The organism is Mycobacterium sp. (genome assembly GCF_035314665.1).
Taxonomy (GTDB): Bacteria; Actinomycetota; Actinomycetes; order Mycobacteriales; family Mycobacteriaceae; genus Mycobacterium.
The window spans coordinates 1-21,895 of sequence record NZ_DATFZD010000022.1; the positions used below are offsets into that span (position 1 = coordinate 1).

Genomic DNA, 21,895 nt, shown 5'->3' on the forward strand with positions numbered 1-21,895 from the left:
TGTCATCCCTCCGGGGATTCATCTCTCGGCGCACGGGGTCACGTCGGGACCGCTGTGGGACAGAGTCACCCGCAGCATCTTGAACATGGAAGGCGACGAACACCGTCGACTGCGGAGCCTCGTGTCCAAAGCTTTCACGCCGCGGGCGACGGCGGGCATGGACGACACGATCCACACCGTCGTCAACGAGCTCATCGATCGCGTCGCGGACTCGGGCCGCTGCGAATTCGTCGCGGACGTCGCACGGCCATATCCCATCCCGGTCATCTGCGCGTTGCTCGGTGCACCTCGTGAGGACTGGCAACAGTTCTCGCGGTGGGCCGAGGACATCTTTAAGATCGTGAGCTTCGACTGCGATCTCTCCGAGGAGGAGCCCTTTGTCCTGAAGGCGTGGGGTGAGTTCGACGACTACATCGACGACATGGTCGCGCGTAGGCGTCGACACCTGACCGAAGATCTGCTGTCTGAACTGATCGGCATCGAGGACGCGGGTGACCGCCTCAACGCCGGCGAGTTGCGCATGTTGGCGTTCAGCATTTTGGTGGCCGGCACCGACACCACGCGCAGCCAACTAGCCGCATCCATGCAGGTGCTTTGCGATCACCCCGAGCAGCTAGCGCTGCTGCGCGACCAGCCCGAACTGGCAATGCGCGCTGTCGAGGAAACCATGCGACATTCACCGTCGATGTGCAGCACGGTGCGAAGCGTCACCGACGACGTCGCGATCGTCGACTACACGTTCCCCGCAGGCACATTCATCTTGGTGAACACTTACGCGGCGAACCGTGATTTCGCCGTCTACGACGATCCGACGCGCTTCGACATCACCCGCGACGACCCACCACCCATCTTGACGTTTGGTGGAGGCGTGCACTACTGCCTTGGTGCCAATCTGGCGCGGCGTGAACTCGCCGAAGCGCTCAAGATCTTGGCCCAGCGCCTGCCAAACCCCCGTTGCACCGGGCCGGCGCCATGGAAGCCGCTACTCGGCATGAGTGGGCCGACAAGCTTGCCCCTGGAGTTCGGCTGATGTCCGACAAAATCGGATCGCTACGGCACTACCAAGAGACGCGACGCGCTCATGTCTGTCAAAGAGGGAGAAGCCATGCTTGAGGGTCGAAAAGTCCTAGTGACCGGCGCGACCGGTCAGATCGCTGGTCCCATCGCGGAGAACTTCGCGGAGACCAACGAGGTGTGGTGCGCCGCGAGATTCTCCGATCCGACGCGCAAAGCGCAACTCGAGGCAATAGGCGTGAAGACGGTGGCGTGGGATATGGACTCCGGCGATATGTCGGCGCTGCCTGACGACTTCACACACGTCGTGCATTCGGCGCTTCATGTGAGTCCGGACTACGACGCGTCAATCACCAACAACGCTGAAGCAACCGCTCTGCTCATGCAGCATTGCAGGAAAGCCAACGCATTTCTGCATGTTTCCAGCACGTGCGTGTACAAACGGCACGACGATCATCCCAATCACTTGTATGCCGAGACTGACCCGCTAGGTGGCCTGGCCAGTTATGCAGAGGTGTACCCGGTGATCAAGCTGACTTCCGAGGGGTCCGTCCGCGCGGCCGCCCGAATGCTCGAACTTCCGACAACGATCGCGCGGATGAATGTGGGATACAGCTGGACCGGCCACGGCGGGTTGCCCGTGATGATGTACCACACGATGAAAGCCGGCCAGCCCTGGCCGGTACCTATCGGTTACTACAACCTAGGCTCCCCGATCGGCGGCGTCGACATTGCCTTACAGGCGCACAAGCTTCTCGAAATCGCTAGCGTCCCAGCTACCGTCGTAAATTGGGGCGGCGATGACGCCGTATCGGATCGCGAGATGGGCGAGTACGTCGCCAAGTTGACAGGCATCACCTTGAACCTGGCTGAGGGCCCGATCAGCTTTGACTCCTTCCCCTCGGATAACAGTCGCCGCGAACAGCTCATCGGCAAGTGCTCGGTGCACTGGAAGGACGGGGTCCGAGACACTTTCCAGCGGCTGGGGATAGTCGACAAATAGGCCAGGGCTCGAGAAGTACGCGTAATTCTCTGCGCAAAATAGGGATTATTCTCGATGCGCGGAGGCCGCTCGCCGGTGCAGTCTGAGCAGGTTGACCGCCATTGACAAATCGTCGACGGGTATGCCAGCTTCCAGGACGCCATGGCAGCGCCAAATACAGGCGCATCTGACGCAGGCCTTGACGTGCACTTTGCGTCGCCTAAATTTACACCTTTGACCTGCGGTTTTTCCCTGGTGGAGCTAAGGGGACTCGAACCCCTGACCCCCACACTGCCAGGAGCGGGCAGACCCAGTGACCAGGCACGATCGGCCTGAAAGGATCGTGTAGGGAACGTCGCTGGGATAGCAACTGTCGTCACGGTTGTCGTCAAGGTTGTCGTCAACTCACAGTGCGAAACAGCGGCACTCCCACCGCTTCTTCATACCCGCGCTCCCGCGCTGACGATCGGATGCGTCAAGGGTGGCGAAGCCATCACGTAGTGACGTCGAAGACGCCCTTCACCCGGCCGATCGGGAAGTCAGACACTGCCGAATGAAGTAGCGCTTATCGGGCGACGTAGGAGCTGCTGGGGTTGTGGTGGTCCGCTTTGATGTGAGCTTGCATGAGCTTGTTGTCGGTGGCGAACAAGAAGTTCGGTTTCGCGCGGGCCGCATGGCCTCTTCGTCCCGAACGCTGATTCGATGTACCAGGAATGGTCAGCCAGTGTCATTGATCTGCACCGATGTGATCGTCAATGGTGTCGAGTGCCCCGTCGTATTGATTTGTCGGCTGCCTCCTTGCTGCCAATCGGCCTCCCGAGTCGACGCAGCGACGACTACGGTGGTCCCTGTTGCAGTCAGTTGTATGACTGATTCCCTTTGGACGTACAGCACCCCCCGTGCTGGTGCCCCGCATCACTCGAAGGCTCCCGATGGATACCCCGACAGACCTCGTCGTCACCGGGACGACGGTGCACACGCTCGACCCGCAGACGCCCACCGCCGAGGCGTTCGCGGTCCCTGGCGGCGTCCATACCTGGCACGTGCGGCATCGGCACGTCCTTTAGCTCTGCCGCCCGTGCGCCATTGCGCCGAAGCGTGTCGGTTGGATTGACCGCAGCCGCATCGACGCGGATGCGCAATTGGCCGGGGCCGGCATCGGGTTGCGGCAGGTCCAAGACGTGCAGCACCTCTGGGTCACCGAATTCGGTCGGGCCGACAGCTCGCACCCGCGCCACAACACTCCAGCGGGCCAGACATATTCCTGCTGGGCAAGATTCGGCACATCTTCCGCGCTTCCCGAAGGCGTAACCAACACCTTGTTAGCAATCCCAGTGTCCGGCAATGGCATTGCGGTGGCGGCAAGCTTCCCTAGAACCCGACCGCCAGCTGCAGCCGCCGACGAACGGGCCCTGCTACTGCCACGCGGCCCTTACGACTTCGGCATCAGTTTGCATAGCCAACGGCGCGCATCGGCTGAACCACCTTGCCGAATCTCAAACCGGCCGCGCGAATTTCGGAGTAATTCGGCGCTTCACCGTTGACCCGTGATCTTCTCGGGGGTGATGCGCGCGACCAGTCGGGCGGCGTCGTTGACCGATGCAGGCCAGAACGTCAGATAGTCCTGACCGGTGTACTTGCGGGACAACTCGTCGGGCAGTTCCCGGCCGGGATCGGGCGTCAAACTGACATTGCCGCGGACCTCTGCGTAGAGGTAGGGGTTATCTGGCGCGCTGATGACGAGGGTGACCCGCGGGTCCCTCATCATATTTTTGCCTTGCTGTCGATCCACTGTGGTGGAGACAAGCAGGTCGTCGCCGTCTCGCTTGACCCACACAACGGTCAAATGCGGTCGGCCGTCGGGCAAGATCGTAGCCAGCGTCGCGAAGACCCTACCGTCATCGACATATTGCTTAACATCGTCAGGAAGAGCCACAGCCACCCTCCCACAAACAGATGTCGGGCGACTCGCATTCCCAACGGCATCGACACGTCCCCCACGGGGTTGAACCGTAGCAGCCTTATAGTCCAGTCGAATTGGCAGGTAATTTCGGCGCCGGTAACCGCTTTTTGTGGCGATCGAGCCCGTCGATCACTCGGGTCGCCCACTCGGATTGCATCCGGGTGAATTGCAGCCCGTTCTCCAAGGCGGCGCGGGCGAAGAAGTCGGCGTCATCGTCCGACCAGTCCTTGGAATCGCGGATCTGCTCATAGCGAGCGTGCTCGGCGTCTGCGAAGGAGCGCAGCGACTCCAAATACTCACGCGCCTGCGCAGGAGTGAGGTCGCCAAGCAGGAACACCCGCAGAAGTTGAGCGCTGCGAAACGGCGGGTCGTCCTGCGGCGAGGTCATCCACCGATGCAGCTCCGCGCGGCCGGCATCGGTGATGGCGTACTCCTTGCGGCCGCGCGGCCCGACGTCGGACACCTTGATCAGCCCGGCGTCGGCCAGCTTGCCCAGCTCGCCATAGAGCTGACTTTGGGTGGCCGGCCAAACATTGGCCATCGACTCCTGAAACCTCTTCAGCAGGTCATACCCGCTGGCGGGGCGCTGGGCGAGCAGCCCCAACGCGGCATGTCGCAGACTCACCACGACAGCCTAACAGGTCTCTATTGACAGGTCTATATTGACATGTCATCAACGACATGTCAGCATAGACATGTCATAGCAGGAACGTTATCGATAAGCACAGTAGGAGATCACCATGACCCAGCCAGCCGAGACCGTCGTCCCGTTTTTCCGCACCGGCAGCTACGCCCCGGTCAGCGACGAATTGACCGCCTTCGACCTGCACGTGGACGGCGCCATCCCGCCCGAGCTCAACGGCTGGTACCTGCGCAACGGCCCCAACCCCCGCCAGGACACCGATCACTGGTTCACCGGCGACGGCATGATTCACGGCGTGCGCCTGGAGAATGGGCGGGCGGCCTGGTACCGCAACCGCTGGGTACGCACCGAGAGCTTCGACCAGCCCGCCCCCATGTACAACCCCGACGGCAGCCGCAACCTGCATCGAAGCGTCGCCAACACCCACGTCATCCGGCACGCCGGCAAAACACTGGCACTGGTGGAGGCAGCACTGCCTTATGAGATCACCAACGAGTTAGACACGGTGGGTGCCTACGACTTTGGCGGCAAGCTGGTCAACTCCATGACGGCCCACCCCAAGATCTGCCCCACCACCGGCGAATTACACTTCTTCGGCTACGGCAGCCTGACCGACCCGCATGTCACCTACCACCGCGCCGACGCGTCGGGGCAATTGACTATCAACCGCGGCGTCGACGTCAAGGCGCTGACCATGATGCACGACTTCGCGCTCACCGCAAAGCACGTGATCTTCATGGACCTGCCGATCGTGTTCAACCTCGACATCGCGAGAAACAGCAAGGGCGACATCCCCTTCCGGTGGGACGACAATTACGGTGCCCGGCTCGGCGTGCTGCGCCGCGACGACCCCTACGGTCCGATCCGCTGGTTCGACATCGACCCGTGCTACGTCTTTCACGTCGCCAACGCCTACGACAGAGGCAATTCGATTGTGCTGCAAGCTGTCCGGTATCCGGAACTGTGGCGTGACAACGACAAGTGGCATACCAACAGGGGCTTCGGGACCGAGGGCGTGATGTGGCGCTGGGCCATCGATCTGGACCGCGGCAGCGTCGACGAGCACCAAATCGACGATCAAGGAGTTGAGTTCCCCCGCATCGACGATCGCCTCGCCGGACTGCCTGCCCGGTATGCCATCACCGTCGGCAGCCAAGACGGCGTTGCGCCCGTGCCACGCAGCGGCAGCCTGGTCCGCTACGACCTGGACCGGGGCAGCGCCGAGGAGCATCTCTTCGACAATGACGGCACGCCGGGCGCACCCGGCGAGGCGGTGTTCGTCCCGGCCGGGCCCGGGGCCGACGAGCTCGCCGGCTGGTACCTGTCCTACGTGTACGACCCGGTGCGTAACGGCAGCGACCTGGTCATCATCGACGCATCGAACTTCACCGGTAAACCCGTTGCCCGCGTGCACCTTCCACAACGCGTACCGCACGGATTCCACGGTAACTGGATCACCGACTGACCAAGCCGGGGTGCAGCGGTAGGACAGAGTTAGGCATTCGGCCCGGTCGACCCCCTCGCCCGCGAACAAGAAACCCGCCCTCGATCAATGGTCAGGGCGGGTTTTCTGTCTGTGGAGCTAAGGGGACTCGAACCCCTGACCCCCACACTGCCAGTGTGGTGCGCTACCAGCTGCGCCATAGCCCCAGATGTTGTGCCCATCGAAGCTACACCACGGCCTGCCAGCCTTCAAAGTCGCAGGTCACGCGGCCCGGGCGATCGCGCTAGCGCAGCGGGTCGAATTCGCTCAGCCCTGGCGGCTGCTTGCCGGTGGTGATCTGCTCGGCCAACAGCCGACCGGTCGCCGGGCCCTGCTTCATGCCCCACATGCCGTGCCCACCCGCGACGAAGATCCGCTTCTCGGCCAGCTGGCCTATCAACGCACGTCCGTCTGGACTCAATGGGCGCGGGCCCACCCATATCTCGTCGCGCTCGGCCCAGCGAACCCCGTCGAGAAATTGGCTCGTCGAATCGACCATGGCGTCGACGACGGCGGCGGACGGAGGCGCCTCGGGACGACGTAGCTCCATCATGCTGGTGACCCGCAGCTTGCCGTTCAACGGCGTGCACGCTACCCGCACGTCCGGCAGATAGATCGGCCCGGAAACCGGCCGCTCCACTGGCACCGTGAAGGAGTAGCCGCGCCCGGCCTGCACCGGAACCCGGACCCAACGTCTTACCAGTCCCGGCAACCATGCACCGGTCGCGATCACCGCCACGTGAGCCGTCAACGCAGGACCACTAGTGGGTTGCACGGCGACGCCGTCGCCGGAGATCCGCACGTCGGCGACGTCCACGGTGTCCATTGCCGCACCCCGTTCGACGACTGAGCGCGCCAGTGCGTGCACGAACTTTCCGGGATCGACGAACCGCTGCCCGTTGATGTGGACACCGACGGCCACCGCGCTCGACGCCAGCGGCACTAGCTCGCGGACCTCGGCACCGCTCAATTGCGTGGCGGAGCTGGGCTGCCCGGCGTCCCGTAGCCGTTGCAGTTGCTCGAGCAGGTGTTCGGCGTCGGCGGAGGTGCGGAACAGCGCGGTGATTGGCGCATCGGTGATGGGCGCGTCTACACCGTTGGACACCAGCACGTCGTAGGCCGCCATGCACTCGTCGTTGAGCGTCAGGTTCGCCCGCACCGCTCGTTTCCACGACGACTCTCGGCAATTCGTCGCGAACCGCAGCAGGAATTTCCACAAGGCCGGGTCGATGCTCGGCGGAATCCGCACGGGTGCAGCGCGATTCGGCAGCGATCGCAGGGCGTATCGCAGCGTTCGGGGGTCGTTGAGCGGAATGCTCAGCGCCGGCGCGATCCATCCAGCGTTGCCCCAGGAGGCGCCCGCCGCAACACCTGTGCGGTCGACTACCGTCACCGAGACCCCGTGCTCTTGCAGAAACCACGCCGTCGACAATCCGACGATGCCGGCACCCACCACGATCGCTGATCGCGGTCGGATCCGACTAATGCCAACCATCAACAACCTCCCGGGCGTCGCCGTCGCTGTCCATGGTGGCGCGGATCCGCGCGCAGTGCGGTCGACGCTGCTCAGGCCAGTTCCGACGCGGTCCCGGTCTCCCATTCACTCGGCGGCGGCGTGTGACCCGCTACCCGCGTTTCCGGTGCAAACACCCAACCCACCCCGGCGGCTAGCAGCACGACCCCGCTGATCCCAAATCCCCATGCGTAGCTCAGGTGCTCGGCGATCTGAGCCACCGACAACGAACCGACGATGGCGCCCAGATCAACCATCATCTGAAACGTCGACACCGCGGTGCCCGTGCGTGCAGTACTGCCGAGGATGTCGGCGATCGCCGCCTGCTGCGGCGAGGCGAAAACGCCCGAGGTCGCGCCCGCCACGCACGCCGCAACCAGGAAGACGGGCACTGACGACGACGCGCCCAACCAGATGGTCGACACCGCGGAGGTGAGCAGCCCGCCGATCACCAGGCTGCGCCGGCCGATCCGGTCGGACAGATAGCCGCTGGGCCACACCACGAGCAGGTTGCCGAGCGCGAACATGCCCAGCACCAGACCCGTCATCCTGGGCCCGCGGCCCAACACGTCCGAGACGAAGAGCGGCACCACGGCCATTCGCAATCCGAACACCGCCCAGCCTGTCGCGAAGTTCGATGCCAGCGACGCGCGGTACGCGCGGTGCCGAAGCGCGGCACGCACCGTCACCGCCGGCTCGGCGTGCTCGGCCGGCGCGCCCAGCGTCGAGCGGCGCAAGCTGTAGGACACCACGATCGCGGTGATCAGCACCAACACCCCGTAGATCAGAAACGGTGCTTTGAGCCCCAAACCCGCGGTGAGACTGCCCACCAGTGGCCCGGCGACCGACCCGATCAGAAACGAGGTCACGAACAGCCCCGCGACCCGCCCGCGCGCGTCGGCCGGGCTGATCCGGATCATCAGACCCAACGCGGAGATGAAGAACATCGTCGACCCGATGCCGCCGATCGCCCGGTAAACCAGTAGCTGCCAATAGGTTTGAGCGAACGCGCATACCGCGGTGGAGACCGAAACGATCAGCAGCCCGGCCACGTAGACCCACCGCTCCCCCAGCCGCTGCACCAGCAACCCCGTGGGCGGGGCGGAGAAGAGCCGCATCACCGAGAAAATCGTGATCGAGAACGTCACCGCGCCCAGGCTCACCCCGAACGTCCGGGCGAAGGCCGGCAACACCGGCGACACCACACCGTAGCCAAGCGCGGCCACCGCGTTCGCCGCGATCAGCACCCAGGCTTCGCGCGGCAGCCTCGTCGATTTGCGACTCCACCCGCCGAAGCGGGCGCGTCGAGTGGCGAGGGTCACCCGATGACTTTATCCACAACCTCCTGGGCTGCCTGCTGAACCTCGGCTAAATGCTCCGGGCCGCGGAACGACTCGGCATAGATCTTGTAGACGTCTTCGGTGCCCGACGGGCGTGCGGCGAACCAGGCGTCGGCCGTCGTTATCTTCAGCCCGCCCAGCGGCGCGTCGTTGCCCGGCGCCCGGGTCAGCTTCGCGGTGATCTGCTCTCCGGCCAGCTCGGTGGCGCTGACTTCGTCGGCGGACAGCTTGGACAGCCGGGCCTTCTGCTCGCGGCCGGCGGGCGCGTCGATCCGCGCATAGGTCGGGGCGCCGTATTTCGCGGTCAGCTCCGCATAGCGCTGCGACGGCGAGACACCGGTGACGGCCAGAATCTCGGCGGCTAGCAACGCCAGGATGATGCCGTCCTTGTCGGTCGTCCACACCGAGCCGTCGCGCCGCAGGAACGACGCCCCCGCCGATTCCTCGCCGCCGAAGCCGATGGTGCCGCCGATCAGGCCGTCGACGAACCACTTGAACCCGACCGGCACCTCGATGAGCTTGCGGCCGATGCCGGCGACCACCCGGTCGATGATCGACGAACTGACCGCGGTCTTGCCGACGGCGATGCCGTCCGGCCACGACGGCCGGTGCGTGTACAGGTAGTCGATGGCCACCGCCAGATAGTGGTTCGGATTCATCAGCCCCGCATCGGGCGTGACGATGCCGTGGCGGTCGGAGTCCGCGTCGTTGCCGGTGGCGATCTGGTAGCGGTCCCGGTTGGCGATGAGCGACGCCATCGCGTCCGGGGAGCTGCAGTCCATCCGGATTTTGCCGTCGTGGTCAAGCGTCATGAACCGCCACGTCGCGTCGACCAGCGGATTGACCACGGTCAGCTCGAGGTTGTGCCGCTCGGCGATTGCGGCCCAGTAGTCGACGCTGGCCCCACCGAGCGGGTCGGCGCCGATCCGGATTCCGGCCTTGCGGATCACGTCGACATCGACGATGTTCGGCAGGTCGTCGACGTAGGCGTCCATGTAGTCATGCCGCTCGGCAGTCTGCAGCGCGCGGGCCAGCGGCACCCGCTTCACCGCCTCGCCCTTTCGCAGAATCTCGTTGGCACGCTTGGCGATTGCGTTCGTCGCGTCGGTTTCGGCCGGGCCGCCGTTGGGCGGGTTGTACTTGAAGCCGCCGTCATAGGGCGGGTTGTGCGACGGCGTCACCACGATCCCGTCGGCCAACGCGTCGGTGCGGCCGCGGTTGTAGGTCAAGATGGCGAGGCTGACCGCCGGAGTCGGCGTGTACCGGTCGGCCGAGTCGATCATGGCGACGACGTCGTTGGCGGCCAGCACCTCCAGCGCCGAGACCCAGGCCGGCTCCGACAGCCCGTGCGTGTCGCGGCCGATGAACAGCGGCCCGGTGGTGCCGTGCGCGGCGCGGTACTCGACGATGGCTTGAGTGATCGCCAGGATGTGCGCCTCGTTGAAAGCGCCGTTGAGCGCCGAGCCGCGGTGCCCCGAGGTACCGAACGCCACCTGTTGGGCGACGTCCTCGGGATCCGGTTCGATCGTGTAGTAGGCGGTGATGAGATGAGGCAGATCGACAAGGTCTTCGGGCTGGGCCGGCTGACCGGCACGGGGGTTGGCCACCATGGCTGCTAATTCTGCCTGCGCTCGCCTCCCTCTGGGCTGCGTAAGTCTGGAGTTCCGCCATACGCTGCGTAGCGCAGCGGCAAACGAAAGGAATCAAACCAGTGGCAGCCCCCGACTACCGCGAGTTGGCCGCCGTCTTCGTCGGTGGCGCGCTGGGCACCCTGGCGCGTACCGGCCTGAGCAGCCTGGTGGTCACCGATCCAACGCGCTGGCCCTGGCCGACGTTCACGGTGAACATCGTCGGCGCCTTCCTGGTGGGCTACTTCACGACGCGGTTGCTCGAGCGGTTGCCGTTGTCGAGCTACCGCCGGCCGCTGCTCGGAACCGGGTTGTGCGGCGGCTTGACAACGTTCTCGACCATGCAGGTCGAAACGCTGAAGATGATCGAACATCACTGCTACGGCCTGGCCGCCGGATACACCGTCGCCAGCATCGCGGTGGGGTTACTGGCGGTGTACCTTGCCACCGCGATGGTGCGACGGGTGCCGGTGCGATGATCGCCTGGGTCGGCGTGCTGGTCGCCGGCGGATTCGGTGCGGTGCTGCGGTTTCTCGTTGACGGCGCGGTGGCCCGACGGGCGGCGCGGTCGTTTCCGTTCGGGACGCTGGCGGTCAACATCAGCGGCGCCGCACTGCTCGGCCTGCTCGGCGGCCTGGCGTTGAGCCGGCACGCCGCATTGGTCGCCGACACGGCCTTCGTCGGTTCCTACACCACGTTCTCCACCTGGATGTTGGAAACCCAGCGGCTCGGCGAGGAGCGTCAGGTCCGTGGCGCGGTCGCCAATCTTGTCGCAAGCATGGTGTTGGGCATTGCCGCCGCGCTGCTCGGGCAGTGGGTCGCGGGTCGACTCTGAACCTGCCTCAGAGCGAGGGGAACTGGATCGGGCACTCGATCTGGTTGCCCACCGTCAAAGTGCCCTTCGGATACACGTTGACGTCGACGCACTGCGGCTTGGTGTTGTCCATCGCGTAGTAGTCGTGCACGTAGTCGTCGGGTTTCGACATGTTGCCCCGCTCGTCCTTGGCGCGACACCGCAGCGTGTACTGGCCGGGAATGACGTTTTCCCAAGTGAACGACCAGCCGACCCAGGCCCATTTGCCGACTGCGGCGTTGTCGAGCTTGGCGAACGACCAAGTATCACCGCCGTCGAGGCTGACTTCGACTTCGGTGATGCGGAGCCCGCCGGCCCAGGCGCGGCCGCGCAACTCGACGGCATCCGTCTCCTCCAGGTGGCGGATACGGCAGAGGAAGTCGGGGATTCCGGGTGGGATCATCATCGCGCGGACCTGTTGGAAGGTGGCAGGAATTCGGTTGGGGTCGTTGTCACTTGACGCGTAGCTGTACCACTTCATCTGGTTCTTGGTGAGCCGCCAGTCGATCGCTTCAATCGAGCCGAGCCATTTGACGTTGGCCATCCCCAGCCAGCCGGGGACCAGTAGCCGAAGCGGGAAACCGTGCTGCGGCGGCAACGGCAATCCATTGATCTCGTAGCACAGCAGGACGTCGTTGGCGGGGTCCATCGCGTACTCGACGGTCAGGCTGCGCTGAAAGTGCTGCACTTCCGCCCCATTTGGCGGACCCTGGATGCCCGTATCCAGCCCGGTGAACAGGATCTCCACCGCGCCATCTTCGATTCCGGCCTCCTCCAGCACCCCGCTCAGCGGCGTGCCCGTCCACTCCGCGGTCCCGATCGCGTCGTGGTTCCACGGCACGTGCGCCCACAGACGCCACCGCTGGCTCGCGCGTCCGTTGCCGCAACATTCCATCGTGGCCGGGATGGTGACCTTCGGCCGACTGCGGATGTTGTCCATGTCCAACGCGAGCGCGTTTTTCACCAGACCGTCGACGTTGAGCCGATAGGTCGACTCGTCGAGCATCGGGATGTCGTAGTGGATCAGAAGGTAATGCATCCCAATCGGGGTAATTGGATAGGCCATGCCCTCGAGTTGCATGCCGTGACAGCGGCTCTTGCCGGCAACCTCCATCACTGTGAAATTGTCCAGCCGGTCAGTGTGCGCAAAGTCGCGGTACGGAGGCACGTCGGCGTCGAGGTCGACGTGCAAGTCGAAACGCTTGGCGTTGGCGGACGGGTAGCTTGTTTCCTCGCTCATGGCTTCTCCTGAGCTCGTTGCAATCGCCTGCGGCTTAACTAGGTTCGACTATTGACGCGATTGCCGCCGTTATCCATAGCGCAAACCATAAATCGGTGGGCGCGATTCACGCTGCGAAAAGGCGCGAGACCGTACAAGCGGAAGATTCGTCGCTGGCGACAATCATTCGCGGAACCTCAAGCGCAAATTGCTCGTAGCCGAGTTTCTAGCCAGAATCTGAACGCAGATCAAAACATTGGTTGCTAGCCGAGCAGCGTTGCCAGCACCGCGGCGTGACTGCCTTCCACGTGGCGGGTGGCGGTCACCAGCGTCACGACGCCGCTCTTGGTCAGCCTGCGCAGTTCGTCGAGCGCCTGGCTGCCCTGCAACTCCTCGCGGTATCGCGCGGCGAAGTCGTCGAATCGCTCCGGCTGGTGGCTGTACCAGACGCGCAGTTCTTGGGACGGCGCAACCTCTTTCAACCAAGTGCCCACCCGCGGATCGTCTTTGCGGAATCCTCGCGGCCACAACCGGTCCACCAGCACGCGCCGCCCGTCGTCGGGGCCCGGGTCGTCATAAACTCGGGCCACGCGGATATTGCGCTTGACGCCCATCCGGCCAGGGTAGCGCCGTCAGGTGAGCGCGGGCACGACCTTGTCGACGAGCAACTGGACCGACTTCCACGCCTCGTCGACGGGCATACCGCCGACCAGTGGGTGCAGCACAACCGGTCCGTAGTCGGTGGCCCTGGCTTCCGAGCGGACCTCGGCGATGAGCTGGTCGGGGGTCAGGAAGCGGTACCGTCCCGACGCCCGCACCTCCTCCAGCGTCTGAACCCCGGGCAGGTGCATGAGCGAGCGTTGGTCTTTCGACCATCCGCCGTAAGTGACTGCCTCCCAAAGGACGTGCTCACCAAGCTCGGCCCAGGCCCGGTCCGGATCTTCGTGCAAGTAGATCATTCCGCGGTTGACCGGCCCGGGCATGATGACCAGCGGCGATATCCCGACATCGGCACACAGCTGGCGATAGTATGCGGCGACATCGGGCACATGGTCGGCCAGGCTGAGGGGAAGACGAAAACGCGCCGCCCGCTGCGCGGTGACGCGCGCGCCTCCCCCGACGTACAGCGGTGGATGCGGCCGTGTCCACGAACCTGTTGCCGACCAGACGGACAGCATCCGCTCGATCAGGCTGTCCATCAGCTTGCCGCGCTGGCTGAAATCGACTCCCAGCGTGTCATATTCGATGGTGCGGTAACCCAAGCCAATCGTGGTGTGCAGTCGGCCGCGGCTCATGTTGTCGACCAGCGCGATGTCTTCGGCCAGCCGGACCGGATTCCACAACGGCCCGAGCGCGCAGTCCACGCTGGCGATCAGCGTCGAGGTTCGCGCCAGGAACATCCCCGCCGCCATGATCGGATTGCAGCTCCACCCGTGCCCGGTCGCGTGATGCTCGTCGACGCTGATCGTGGTGATCCCCCGCGACTCGCCCCATTGCGCGAGTTCGAGTGCGGCACGGAGCAGTTCGCTCTGTGTGCGCGGGTTTCCTTGCGGCGAGGCGAAGTTGAACCGCAGCACCGTCAATAACATGTCCGACCTCCGGTCAGGCTCTAAGCCGGCGGCGCCGCCGATTGTAGGAAGGCGGGAAAGTCGGGAAACAGTGCGCGGTCGACGATCTCGATGCGGGTGCCGGACGCGTCGATGTAGTAGGCGAATAGTGCCAGATCCGGCGGAGATGTGGCGGCGGTGGCTTCGAACGTGAAGCCGTTGGCTTCCAGCATCCGGGCGGTCTCGGCAAGGTCGTCGGTGAAGTACCCGAGGTGATGAATGGAGTTGCCCGGAGCCGCGGTCCACGGGCTGTCGGGCACCTGCTGGATCAACTCCACGTGTGGACTTTGCAGCGAGTAGACGAACGTGGAGGTGAGTTCGCGGGTCCCGTTCGCGGTGCGGAACGGCAGCGTGTATGTCAGCGGGGTGATCCAGCGGTAGCCGGCCAGTGCGCTGAGGCGGGCTATCGCGGCATCGAGATCGGGCACCACGATGCCGGTGTGGTAGAGGTCCTCGGGTCGTAGTGCGAATGCCATCGTGCTCCTTTGCGATTTCAGACGCAGTCCGATGCGCCGTCGACGACGAACACCGCGCCGCTGGTGTACCTGCTTTGCTCGGTGCACAGAAAAGCCACCGTGGGTGCAATCTCCTCGACGGATCCGAAGCGCCGCAACGGGATGTGAGCCAGTTCGGACTCGACGAGTTCCTTGGCGATGTGCATCGGCGCGGTCATCGGCGTGTCGATCGTGCCGGGCGCGACGGCGTTCACCCGGATTCCCTTGCCGGCCCACTTGACGGCGAGATTCCTGGTGACGTCGATGACCCCGGCTTTCGCCGCGCCGTATCCGGGCACCAGCGGGACGGCCCGCAGCGCTGACATCGACGCCAGGTTGACCACACTCGCGCCTCCCGTGGCGGTCGACGCCCTCAGCGCGCGGTAGAGCCCGACGGTCAACCGGTACGGACCGGTCAGGTTCAACGCGACCGACGCCTCGAACCCGTCCGGCTTTGATTCATCAAGGCCGTCTGGGAAATTCGCGCCGGCGTTGTTGACCAGAACGTCGAGCCGGCCGAAGTTCTCCGCCAACGCATCCACCGAGTCGTGGTCGGTCATCCGTAACTGGCGATAGGCCATCCCGGACAGATCGACGTCGTAGTCGGTTGCGGCCGCCTTGGTTCCGGTGATGGTGACCTCTGCACCGGCGTCGCGAAACAGCACGGCGGTCGCGTAGCCGATCCCGCTGGTGCCACCCGTGATCAGCGCTTCGGTGCCGGTGAAGTCGAAGCTGACTTGCGCTGTCATGTGTTTCTCGCTATTTGTTCGGTGAGCCAGGCCCTTTCCCAGAAGTTGGTGGTGTCGGCCAAGAGCTTTTCGTGGGCCTCTCGCAGCACCGCGCGCGCCCCCGAATGGTTTGCGGGTGACAGCTCAGCGAGATGGATGGCGTGCAGCGGCCGGTCGGCGTCCAGATGTTCGCGCGCGCGATCCACCAACGCGTCGGCACCGGCCAGTTCGACCACGTCGGCGCTGACGGCGTCGAAACCCACCGGATACAGCTCGGTCGTCGACCGGTGATGGAACCAGCCCGAGTAGTTCTCCCAAATCGCCCGCACATCCCAGGCGACCTTCCCATAGCCTTGGCCCACTTCGTATTCCGCGGGCAAGGTGATCTCCCGCATCAGGGTTGCGACATCTTTGCCGGCGTTCATTCCGGCGACGGTCTGGTCGTGAAGGTACTGGATGGCGTTGCGCAGCCGGGTCAGCTCGGCGTTGATACGCTCGGCGCCCGAGATCGGTTCGAAGTGGCCGGTCACCAGCAGTTCGGGATGCAGGTCGCGAACCCGTTCCACCGACGCGATCGCGGCCAGTGCGTCGCGGTACCGGTCGCCGCGCATGGTGACCAGGTTGGGAATGTGCCCGAACAGCGGGCCGAAGGTATTCCCGCACAGGCAAATCCGCTCTCCGGGAAGCCATATCACCAGCGAGTCGTTGGTCTCGCCGCCGGGTACGGAGATCAACTCCATGCGCCGTCCGCCGACCTCGAGCGTGAGGGTGTCTTCGAAATCGAGGTCGACGGCCGGAATGCTCTGAGCCGGCAGACGCTTGGTGCCGAGACGCCGCTGGATGGCCTGGATGCCGGTTGCCAACGTGTCCTTGAAGGCGAACGCACTGCGGCTGGCCCGGTACGGGATGAGGCGTTCGTTGTCGTCTCGCCATAACGTCCAGTTCGCGTGTGCGACAACCGTTGTATCCGGGTCCCGCACGCTGTCCAAACCGCCGACATGGTCGACGTGGCCCTGGGTGAAGATGATGTAGCGCACCGGTGAGGAGTCGACAGCGTCGAAGTTGGCGCGGTGCACCGGGCCTTCGAAACCCATGCCGGTGTTGACGATCACCCGGCCGTCTCCGGTGGTCAGCAGGTAGGAATTCGATAGACCAGGCGAGCACCACAGCCCCGGGGCGATCTGCTTGGCCTTTTCGGCGGAGGCCGGGCGCATAGCGTCGGCACCCGGCCGGCTGCGATAGACCGGTTCGAACATCGCTGTTGACTCCTTCATTCGGGGCGGACGTCGAACCGGTCGAAATAGAAGTCGAACCGGGCCCGGAGTTCGTCGGGCGAGATACCGAAGTGGCGTTGCAGGTCGTAGCGGACACGGCCGTGCTTGCCGCGCGGATTGCCGTCCAGGTAACGCTGGAAGCCCGCGCGCACCTTCGGTGTCAATTCGACTCCGCCACGGCGGTAAAGCTCGTCGAGCAACGGCATTTCGTTGCCGTCGAGGTGGTGGAAGCTGATGTCGATGCTGCGTTCGGGCGGCACCAGGTCGCGGTCGCGCACGCACGCGCTGAGCAGCCGGTGCACCCGGTCACTCCAGTAGTCCAGCAGCCAGTCCGGTTCGATGCTGGTCCGGCGCAGGCGATCCGAGTAGGCCATCATCGTGATCGCCGACTGGATCACTGCGACGGGATCGCGGTGTGTGAAGGCCACCGTCGCGTCGGGAAAGGTGGCCATCAGCGGGCCGAGCTGCTCACAGTGCTGCGGACTTTTCAGCACCCAGGTCTGTGGGCCCCGCAGGAATGTCAACGCCTGCAAGACTTTCTTCAAGTAGGCGTAGTGCCGATTCTGGTCGAGGCCCAGGTAGAAGTCTCGCCAATCCGGCACGCGGGCATGCCATTCCAGAACGTAGCCGGCCAGATCCATGTCGAGGAGTTCGACTTCCTCCTCGATCGCCTCGGGGAACCGGTCGTGCATGGCGGCCACCACCGGAGCGCTCGCCATCAGCGCGTCGTGTTCGGACTTGGCTCGCGCGTAGCGGGGGTCGACACCGAAGATGTCTGGGCCCTGACCGAGCGCCGGGATCGGATCCTGGCTCTCCCAATACGGCAGCGCGCGCCGACGTGGATCGGCGGCGATGAGATTTACCAGATGAGTGGTGCCGGATCGCGGCATTCCGACGACGATGAACGGTTTCTCGATTTCGATCGACTCGATCTCGGGATACCGCGTGATGAGGTCGGCTAGCGAGAGCCGGTTGCGCAGCAGGCGAACCACTCGTTGCCGCAGCGAGGAACGGGTGAGCTGAGTCAGACCATGGTCGCCTTCGATCGCGGCCACGTGCGCGGTCAGGCGGTCCCGGAAGCCGTCGCTATCGTCCAGGTCGTCGCCCACCGAGGCCTGGTCGATGGCTTCGGCGAGCATCTGGTCGATGTCGAATTCGACGTGTCTGGCCTCGGTGAACTCCAGAATCTGACGCTGCACGTCGGTCAGCCGGGGCGACGTCAGGTCGTCGAAGTCGATGTCGTCTACGTCGCCGACCGCGGAGCCCACGCCAGCAGACTAGCGCCCAGTGGCGCGGCGTTTAGCCGCATCGTGTCGGGGTATGCCGATTAAAAAGCGGGTGCGCATCCCATCGCCCGCATTAATCAGCTTTTCCCGGTACTGGAGGTACGGAAATGGCCGACATGATTATTCAATCGCCCGACGAAGTGATCGCGTTTCTCAAGGCACAGCACAACCTCATCGAGGACATGTTCGACCAAGTCCTACTCGCATCGGACCCGCAAGCTCGCGAGAAGCCATTCGTGCAATTGCGGCAACTGTTGGCGGTGCACGAGACGGCCGAGGAAATGGTGGTACATCCTCGGGTGCGCCGCGAGTTAGACGCCTTCGACTCGGTCGTCGATGCTCGGCTCGAAGAGGAGCATGACGCAAAGGAACTGTTGTCGAGGATCGAGAAGATCGATATCACCTCACAGCAGTTCATCGATGAGCTCACAAAGCTGCGGGATGCGGTGCTGGACCACGCCCAGCATGAGGAGAGCTACGAATTCCCTAAGTTGCAACAGGGACTCGACGCCGACGAGCTCAAGCGGCTGACAACAGCAGTACGGGCGGCTGAGGCCATCGCGCCAACCCGTCCGCATGCCGGCGTGGAATCGGCGATGTTGAATTTTGCCGTCGGACCGTTCGCGTCGATGCTCGACCGCGCCCGCGATTTGATTGGACATGCCCTCGGCTAAAGCAGCGTCTCCGTAGTGTGGGTGACGTGAGCGTCGCCCCGGATACGACCGTTGCTCTGCAAGACCGCTTCTTGCGCGACTTGCCGGAGATGGCTGTCCGCTGGCACGCCGAGACCTTTCCAGACCTGCGGCTGCTGGCGCTCAACGAGCCGCTGGCCGCCGAGCTTGGCCTCGACCCGGCCTGGTTGAGCAGTCCCGACGGACTGCGCTTCTTGGTGGGCAACCTGGTTCCCGGCGGCGCCGCTCCGGTAGCGCAGGCCTACGCCGGGCATCAGTTCGGCGGCTACGTGCCGCGGTTGGGCGACGGGCGGGCACTGCTGCTGGGCGAGCTCGTCGGCGCCGACGGCCGCATTCGCGACATTCACCTGAAGGGTTCGGGCGCCACGCCGTTCGCCCGCGGCGGTGACGGCCTCGCCGCGGTGGGACCGATGCTGCGCGAATACGTCATCGGCGAGGCGATGCACGCGCTGGGCGTCCCGACGACGCGGTCGTTGGCCGTAGTCGCCACCGGACGGCCGGTGCACCGCGAGACGCAGCTGCCCGGCGCCGTGCTCACCCGCGTCGCCAGCAGCCACCTGCGGGTCGGGAGCTTCCAATACGCCGCCGCCACAACCAATTTGGATCTGTTACGACGGCTGGCCGACCACGCGATCACACGTCACCATCCCGAGGCTGCGGACGCCGATCACCCTTACCTCGCGCTGTTCGAAGCCGTGGCCAGGGTCCAGGCGTCGCTGGTGGCCCGATGGATGCTGATCGGCTTCATCCACGGGGTGATGAACACCGACAACATGACAATCTCCGGCGAAACCATCGACTACGGGCCCTGCGCCTTCATGGAGGTCTACGACCCCGACACGGTCTTCAGTTCGATCGATCACTGGGGGCGCTACGCCTATGGCAATCAGCCCGTCATCGCCGGGTGGAACCTCGCCCGCTTCGCCGAGGCGCTTCTTCCGCTGCTCTCCGACAACGCCGAAGAGGGCATTGCCCTCGCGGAAAGCTCGTTCGCGGCATTCCGCGCCGAGTACGACACGGTCTGGACGTCGGGGATGCGAGCCAAACTCGGCCTGCCCGCCGACGTCGACCTCGCGGTCGTCACTTCGCTAGTCGACGAGTTGCTGCCTCTGCTGAAAGAGAGCCGGGTGGATTACACCTCGTTTTTCCGCCAACTCAACGAGGCGGCCGGCGGCGAGACCGGGCCGGCTGGCTTCGACGACTGGATCTCACGCTGGCGAGCGCTGGGTCCGGACGCCGCGTCGATGGATAGCGCCAACCCGATCTACATTCCGCGCAACCATCTCGTCGAGGAAGCCCTGACCGCCGCGACGGCGGGCGACATTGATCCGCTGGAGCAGCTCCTCGCCGCCGTGACAAAGCCTTATAGCGAACGACCGGGCCTCGAGCGCTATGCGGAACCGGCCCCCGAAGACTTCGGCCCCTATCAAACCTTCTGCGGCACCTGATGCGATTTCGGCGCTGAGCCCAGCTTGTTCGCTGTGCGAATTCCGCTGTCCAGCAAGCCAGCCGGAGCGTACTTCTTCAGCAGGGACAACCGCCGTGCCAGGGGTCCGGCCGGGTACCGCAGCTTCGGAGTGCGGTCGGTGGCTGCCTTGAGCACGACTCGTGCGACGACGGCGGGGTCATCCCCAGCGCGTACCGACTTGGCCAGAATGTTCTTGACGTGCTCGCGCACAGGCGCATAGCTATCGATCGGCGAATCGGCGTCAGTCGCGCTCGCCTCAAACGCGGTATTGGTGTAGCCGGGTTCGACGACCGAGACCCGCACACCGAATTCGCGAGTTTCATGGTCGAGGGATTCCGAATAGCCTTCGACCGCGTGCTTGGACGCCGAATACAACGCGCCGTAGGGCGCCGGCAAAAATCCCAACACCGAGCCGATGTTGATGATCCGACCGCTGCGCTGCGCCCGCAGATACGGCAGCACCTCGCGGGTCACCCGCACCAGCCCGAAGAAGTTGGTGTCGAAGAGCTGCTGAGCCTGGGCGGTCGAACTCTCCTCCGCGGCGCCGAGGACGCCGAATCCGGCATTGTTGACCAGAATGTCGATCCGACCGGCCCGCTGGACAACTGTCGACACCGCCGCAGCCACCGATTCGGGATCGGTGACGTCCAGCTGCACGAGCTCCACGCCGGCAATCGGCTCGGTGTTTCGCGGATTGCGGCTGGTACCGAAGACTTCGAAGCCCTTTGCGGCGAAGGCGGCCGCGACCGCGTGACCTATTCCCGAAGAAGCCCCGGTAACCAACACCACGGGCGACCGTTTCGTCATGTCCACTCCTAGTAAACCGATTGGTGTACTTCCATTCGGCCGCCACGCTACACCACTTGACGCCCGATGTAAACCGGTCGGTATACTCCTGTCATGAGCAAGCAGCAGGTGTCGAGCAGGGGCGGCCGTGGCGCACGCCAGCGCATCCTGGATGCTGCGGCGGAGTTGTTTTACCTCGAGGGCATCAACGCCACCGGCGTCGAGCGACTCGCAGCCAAGTCGTCGGTTTCTAAACGCACTCTCTACCAACATTTTCCGAGCAAAACGGCGGTGGTCGAGGAGTATCTGCGCAGCATCGAACAAGGCGTCGCCAATCCCCTGCAGGGCGCTGATCAAACGCCGCGCGAGCGACTTCTGGCCGTCTTCGAAGCGCCCACCGCCCGCGGCGGACCGCTACGCGGCTGCCCCTTCCACAACGCGGCCGTCGAGGCAGCCGGAGGCATGCCGGGAATTCAAGAAATCGTTAGCGCAAACAAGCGCGCCTTCATCGGGAGACTGACCGAGCTCGCCAAAGAGGCGGGCGCCGCCGACCCGCAACTCCTGGGCAACGAGCTCGGCGTGCTCTATGAAGGTGCCGCCGCACTGACCACGTCGCTCGACGACTCCTCGCCGTGGGCGCCGGCTCGCGCGGCAGCCGAGACGCTGATCGATCAAGCGCTCACCCGCTGATCCTCGAACCGACGGCTAGGGCGCTCGTTCCGCGGCGTACCTGGCAGCCGCTGCCACATCTGCCCCACGAATTTCTGGGTGGAGCCAACACACAGTTTGCCCGCCTCCGAGCGACAACCCAAGACACGCAATGAATTTGTCGCTTAGGCGGGCACAACGAACACCCCAAACCCGGCGAGACTCCTGTGGCTGATGTGATGGTTGCGGGTGAGACACACGCCGAGCGGCACGA

At 64.6% G+C, this 21,895-nt stretch carries 22 protein-coding genes and 1 tRNA gene; 8 read left to right on the forward strand and 15 right to left on the reverse strand.

What is annotated here, in order from left to right; all coding sequences use genetic code 11:
* Together VKI00_RS01495 and VKI00_RS01500 are read left to right on the forward strand one after the other, a co-directional pair.
* A partial coding sequence (locus VKI00_RS01495; RefSeq protein WP_324434751.1) for a cytochrome P450 occupies positions 1 to 1,030 on the forward strand: 1,030 nt, incomplete at its 5' end.
* 75 nt (positions 1,031 to 1,105) lie between these two features.
* Positions 1,106 to 2,017: an NAD(P)-dependent oxidoreductase gene (locus VKI00_RS01500; RefSeq protein WP_324434753.1), complete on the forward strand. Its 912-nt coding sequence runs from the start codon at positions 1,106 to 1,108 to the stop codon at positions 2,015 to 2,017.
* 836 nt (positions 2,018 to 2,853) lie between these two features.
* On the opposite strand, the gene VKI00_RS33655 is transcribed toward VKI00_RS01500, so the two are convergent.
* The 3 genes from VKI00_RS33655 to VKI00_RS01515 form a co-directional block, all read right to left on the reverse strand.
* Positions 2,854 to 3,234 carry an alcohol dehydrogenase catalytic domain-containing protein gene (locus VKI00_RS33655; RefSeq protein ID WP_414687095.1) on the reverse strand — a complete coding sequence of 127 codons (381 nt, stop codon included), beginning with the start codon at positions 3,232 to 3,234 and terminating at the stop codon, positions 2,854 to 2,856.
* Between the two features lie 296 nt (positions 3,235 to 3,530).
* Positions 3,531 to 3,938, reverse strand: a complete 408-nt coding sequence (locus VKI00_RS01510; RefSeq protein WP_324434756.1) for a PPOX class F420-dependent oxidoreductase — start codon at positions 3,936 to 3,938, stop codon at positions 3,531 to 3,533.
* 79 nt (positions 3,939 to 4,017) lie between these two features.
* Positions 4,018 to 4,584 (reverse strand): PadR family transcriptional regulator, encoded by a 567-nt coding sequence (locus tag VKI00_RS01515; RefSeq protein WP_324434757.1) that lies wholly within the window; start codon positions 4,582 to 4,584, stop codon positions 4,018 to 4,020.
* A 115-nt stretch (positions 4,585 to 4,699) separates the two neighbouring features.
* Here VKI00_RS01515 and VKI00_RS01520 point away from each other — a divergent pair, with 115 nt between their 5' ends.
* Complete coding sequence (locus VKI00_RS01520) at positions 4,700 to 6,067, forward strand: carotenoid oxygenase family protein (RefSeq protein ID WP_324434759.1); 1,368 nt, start codon at positions 4,700 to 4,702, stop codon at positions 6,065 to 6,067.
* Positions 6,068 to 6,179: 112 nt separating this feature from the next.
* Here VKI00_RS01520 and VKI00_RS01525 read toward each other — a convergent pair.
* From VKI00_RS01525 to pgm, 4 genes are all read right to left on the reverse strand, one after another.
* Positions 6,180 to 6,252: transfer RNA gene (locus VKI00_RS01525), tRNA-Ala, on the reverse strand.
* Between the two features lie 77 nt (positions 6,253 to 6,329).
* Positions 6,330 to 7,580: an FAD-dependent oxidoreductase gene (locus tag VKI00_RS01530; RefSeq protein ID WP_324434760.1), complete on the reverse strand. Its 1,251-nt coding sequence runs from the start codon at positions 7,578 to 7,580 to the stop codon at positions 6,330 to 6,332.
* Positions 7,581 to 7,651: 71 nt separating this feature from the next.
* Positions 7,652 to 8,920: an MFS transporter gene (locus VKI00_RS01535; protein WP_324434761.1), complete on the reverse strand. Its 1,269-nt coding sequence runs from the start codon at positions 8,918 to 8,920 to the stop codon at positions 7,652 to 7,654.
* Positions 8,917 to 10,548 (reverse strand): phosphoglucomutase (alpha-D-glucose-1,6-bisphosphate-dependent), encoded by a 1,632-nt coding sequence (pgm, locus tag VKI00_RS01540; RefSeq protein ID WP_324434763.1) that lies wholly within the window; start codon positions 10,546 to 10,548, stop codon positions 8,917 to 8,919. Before pgm ends, VKI00_RS01535 begins: the two co-directional genes overlap by 4 nt.
* Before the next feature lie 101 nt (positions 10,549 to 10,649).
* Between pgm and crcB (VKI00_RS01545) the strand changes: the two genes are divergently transcribed.
* Entirely contained in the window at positions 10,650 to 11,045 is a 396-nt protein-coding gene (gene crcB / locus VKI00_RS01545) for a fluoride efflux transporter CrcB (RefSeq protein WP_324434764.1), read from the forward strand.
* Complete coding sequence (gene crcB, locus VKI00_RS01550; RefSeq protein WP_324434766.1) at positions 11,042 to 11,401, forward strand: fluoride efflux transporter CrcB; 360 nt, start codon at positions 11,042 to 11,044, stop codon at positions 11,399 to 11,401. Before crcB (VKI00_RS01545) ends, crcB (VKI00_RS01550) begins: the two co-directional genes overlap by 4 nt.
* Positions 11,402 to 11,408: 7 nt before the next feature.
* Here the strand turns inward: crcB (VKI00_RS01550) and VKI00_RS01555 are convergent, their stop codons facing one another.
* The 7 genes from VKI00_RS01555 to VKI00_RS01585 all read right to left on the reverse strand — a co-directional run bounded on the left by VKI00_RS01555 (position 11,409) and on the right by VKI00_RS01585 (position 18,009).
* Positions 11,409 to 12,659: a sulfite oxidase gene (locus VKI00_RS01555; protein ID WP_324434767.1), complete on the reverse strand. Its 1,251-nt coding sequence runs from the start codon at positions 12,657 to 12,659 to the stop codon at positions 11,409 to 11,411.
* 242 nt (positions 12,660 to 12,901) lie between these two features.
* A complete protein-coding gene (locus VKI00_RS01560; RefSeq protein ID WP_324434769.1) occupies positions 12,902 to 13,252 on the reverse strand; it encodes a DUF488 domain-containing protein in 351 nt (116 codons plus the stop codon).
* A gap of 18 nt (positions 13,253 to 13,270) precedes the next feature.
* Positions 13,271 to 14,227 (reverse strand): LLM class flavin-dependent oxidoreductase, encoded by a 957-nt coding sequence (locus VKI00_RS01565; RefSeq protein WP_324434771.1) that lies wholly within the window; start codon positions 14,225 to 14,227, stop codon positions 13,271 to 13,273.
* Between the two features lie 20 nt (positions 14,228 to 14,247).
* Entirely contained in the window at positions 14,248 to 14,721 is a 474-nt protein-coding gene (locus VKI00_RS01570; protein ID WP_324434772.1) for a VOC family protein, read from the reverse strand.
* A 17-nt stretch (positions 14,722 to 14,738) separates the two neighbouring features.
* On the reverse strand, positions 14,739 to 15,488 hold the full coding sequence (locus VKI00_RS01575; RefSeq protein ID WP_324434773.1) for an SDR family oxidoreductase: 750 nt from the start codon (positions 15,486 to 15,488) through the stop codon (positions 14,739 to 14,741).
* A complete protein-coding gene (locus VKI00_RS01580; protein WP_324434774.1) occupies positions 15,485 to 16,723 on the reverse strand; it encodes an MBL fold metallo-hydrolase in 1,239 nt (412 codons plus the stop codon). The genes VKI00_RS01575 and VKI00_RS01580 overlap by 4 nt, the downstream gene beginning before the upstream one ends.
* Positions 16,724 to 16,737: 14 nt before the next feature.
* Positions 16,738 to 18,009 (reverse strand): sulfotransferase, encoded by a 1,272-nt coding sequence (locus tag VKI00_RS01585; RefSeq protein WP_324434776.1) that lies wholly within the window; start codon positions 18,007 to 18,009, stop codon positions 16,738 to 16,740.
* Between the two features lie 125 nt (positions 18,010 to 18,134).
* On the opposite strand from VKI00_RS01585, the gene VKI00_RS01590 reads away from it, so the two are divergent.
* Both VKI00_RS01590 and VKI00_RS01595 read left to right on the forward strand, forming a co-directional pair.
* Positions 18,135 to 18,701 carry a hemerythrin domain-containing protein gene (locus VKI00_RS01590; protein ID WP_324434778.1) on the forward strand — a complete coding sequence of 189 codons (567 nt, stop codon included), beginning with the start codon at positions 18,135 to 18,137 and terminating at the stop codon, positions 18,699 to 18,701.
* 26 nt (positions 18,702 to 18,727) lie between these two features.
* Entirely contained in the window at positions 18,728 to 20,167 is a 1,440-nt protein-coding gene (locus tag VKI00_RS01595) for a protein adenylyltransferase SelO (protein WP_324434780.1), read from the forward strand.
* Here VKI00_RS01595 and VKI00_RS01600 read toward each other — a convergent pair.
* On the reverse strand, positions 20,146 to 20,994 hold the full coding sequence (locus VKI00_RS01600) for an oxidoreductase (protein WP_324434781.1): 849 nt from the start codon (positions 20,992 to 20,994) through the stop codon (positions 20,146 to 20,148). The genes VKI00_RS01595 and VKI00_RS01600 overlap by 22 nt on opposite strands.
* A gap of 93 nt (positions 20,995 to 21,087) precedes the next feature.
* Between VKI00_RS01600 and VKI00_RS01605 the strand changes: the two genes are divergently transcribed.
* Positions 21,088 to 21,663 carry a TetR/AcrR family transcriptional regulator gene (locus tag VKI00_RS01605; RefSeq protein ID WP_324434782.1) on the forward strand — a complete coding sequence of 192 codons (576 nt, stop codon included), beginning with the start codon at positions 21,088 to 21,090 and terminating at the stop codon, positions 21,661 to 21,663.
* Positions 21,664 to 21,895 lie beyond the last annotated feature (232 nt).

Excerpts from the sequence above, each read along its gene's own strand:
- VKI00_RS01575 (WP_324434773.1), bottom strand. The coding sequence starts at position 15,488 with ATGACAGCGCAAGTCAGCTTCGACTTCACCGGCACCGAAGCGCTGATC.
- VKI00_RS01580 (WP_324434774.1), bottom strand. The coding sequence starts at position 16,723 with ATGTTCGAACCGGTCTATCGCAGCCGGCCGGGTGCCGACGCTATGCGC.
- crcB (WP_324434766.1), top strand. The coding sequence starts at position 11,042 with ATGATCGCCTGGGTCGGCGTGCTGGTCGCCGGCGGATTCGGTGCGGTG.
- VKI00_RS01555 (WP_324434767.1), bottom strand. The coding sequence starts at position 12,659 with ATGAGCGAGGAAACAAGCTACCCGTCCGCCAACGCCAAGCGTTTCGAC.
- VKI00_RS01600 (WP_324434781.1), bottom strand. The coding sequence starts at position 20,994 with ATGACGAAACGGTCGCCCGTGGTGTTGGTTACCGGGGCTTCTTCGGGA.
- VKI00_RS01570 (WP_324434772.1), bottom strand. The coding sequence starts at position 14,721 with ATGGCATTCGCACTACGACCCGAGGACCTCTACCACACCGGCATCGTG.
- VKI00_RS01605 (WP_324434782.1), top strand. The coding sequence starts at position 21,088 with ATGAGCAAGCAGCAGGTGTCGAGCAGGGGCGGCCGTGGCGCACGCCAG.
- VKI00_RS01500 (WP_324434753.1), top strand. The coding sequence starts at position 1,106 with ATGCTTGAGGGTCGAAAAGTCCTAGTGACCGGCGCGACCGGTCAGATC.
- pgm (WP_324434763.1), bottom strand. The coding sequence starts at position 10,548 with ATGGTGGCCAACCCCCGTGCCGGTCAGCCGGCCCAGCCCGAAGACCTT.
- VKI00_RS01530 (WP_324434760.1), bottom strand. The coding sequence starts at position 7,580 with ATGGTTGGCATTAGTCGGATCCGACCGCGATCAGCGATCGTGGTGGGT.
- VKI00_RS01520 (WP_324434759.1), top strand. The coding sequence starts at position 4,700 with ATGACCCAGCCAGCCGAGACCGTCGTCCCGTTTTTCCGCACCGGCAGC.
- VKI00_RS01565 (WP_324434771.1), bottom strand. The coding sequence starts at position 14,227 with ATGTTATTGACGGTGCTGCGGTTCAACTTCGCCTCGCCGCAAGGAAAC.
- VKI00_RS01560 (WP_324434769.1), bottom strand. The coding sequence starts at position 13,252 with ATGGGCGTCAAGCGCAATATCCGCGTGGCCCGAGTTTATGACGACCCG.
- VKI00_RS01590 (WP_324434778.1), top strand. The coding sequence starts at position 18,135 with ATGGCCGACATGATTATTCAATCGCCCGACGAAGTGATCGCGTTTCTC.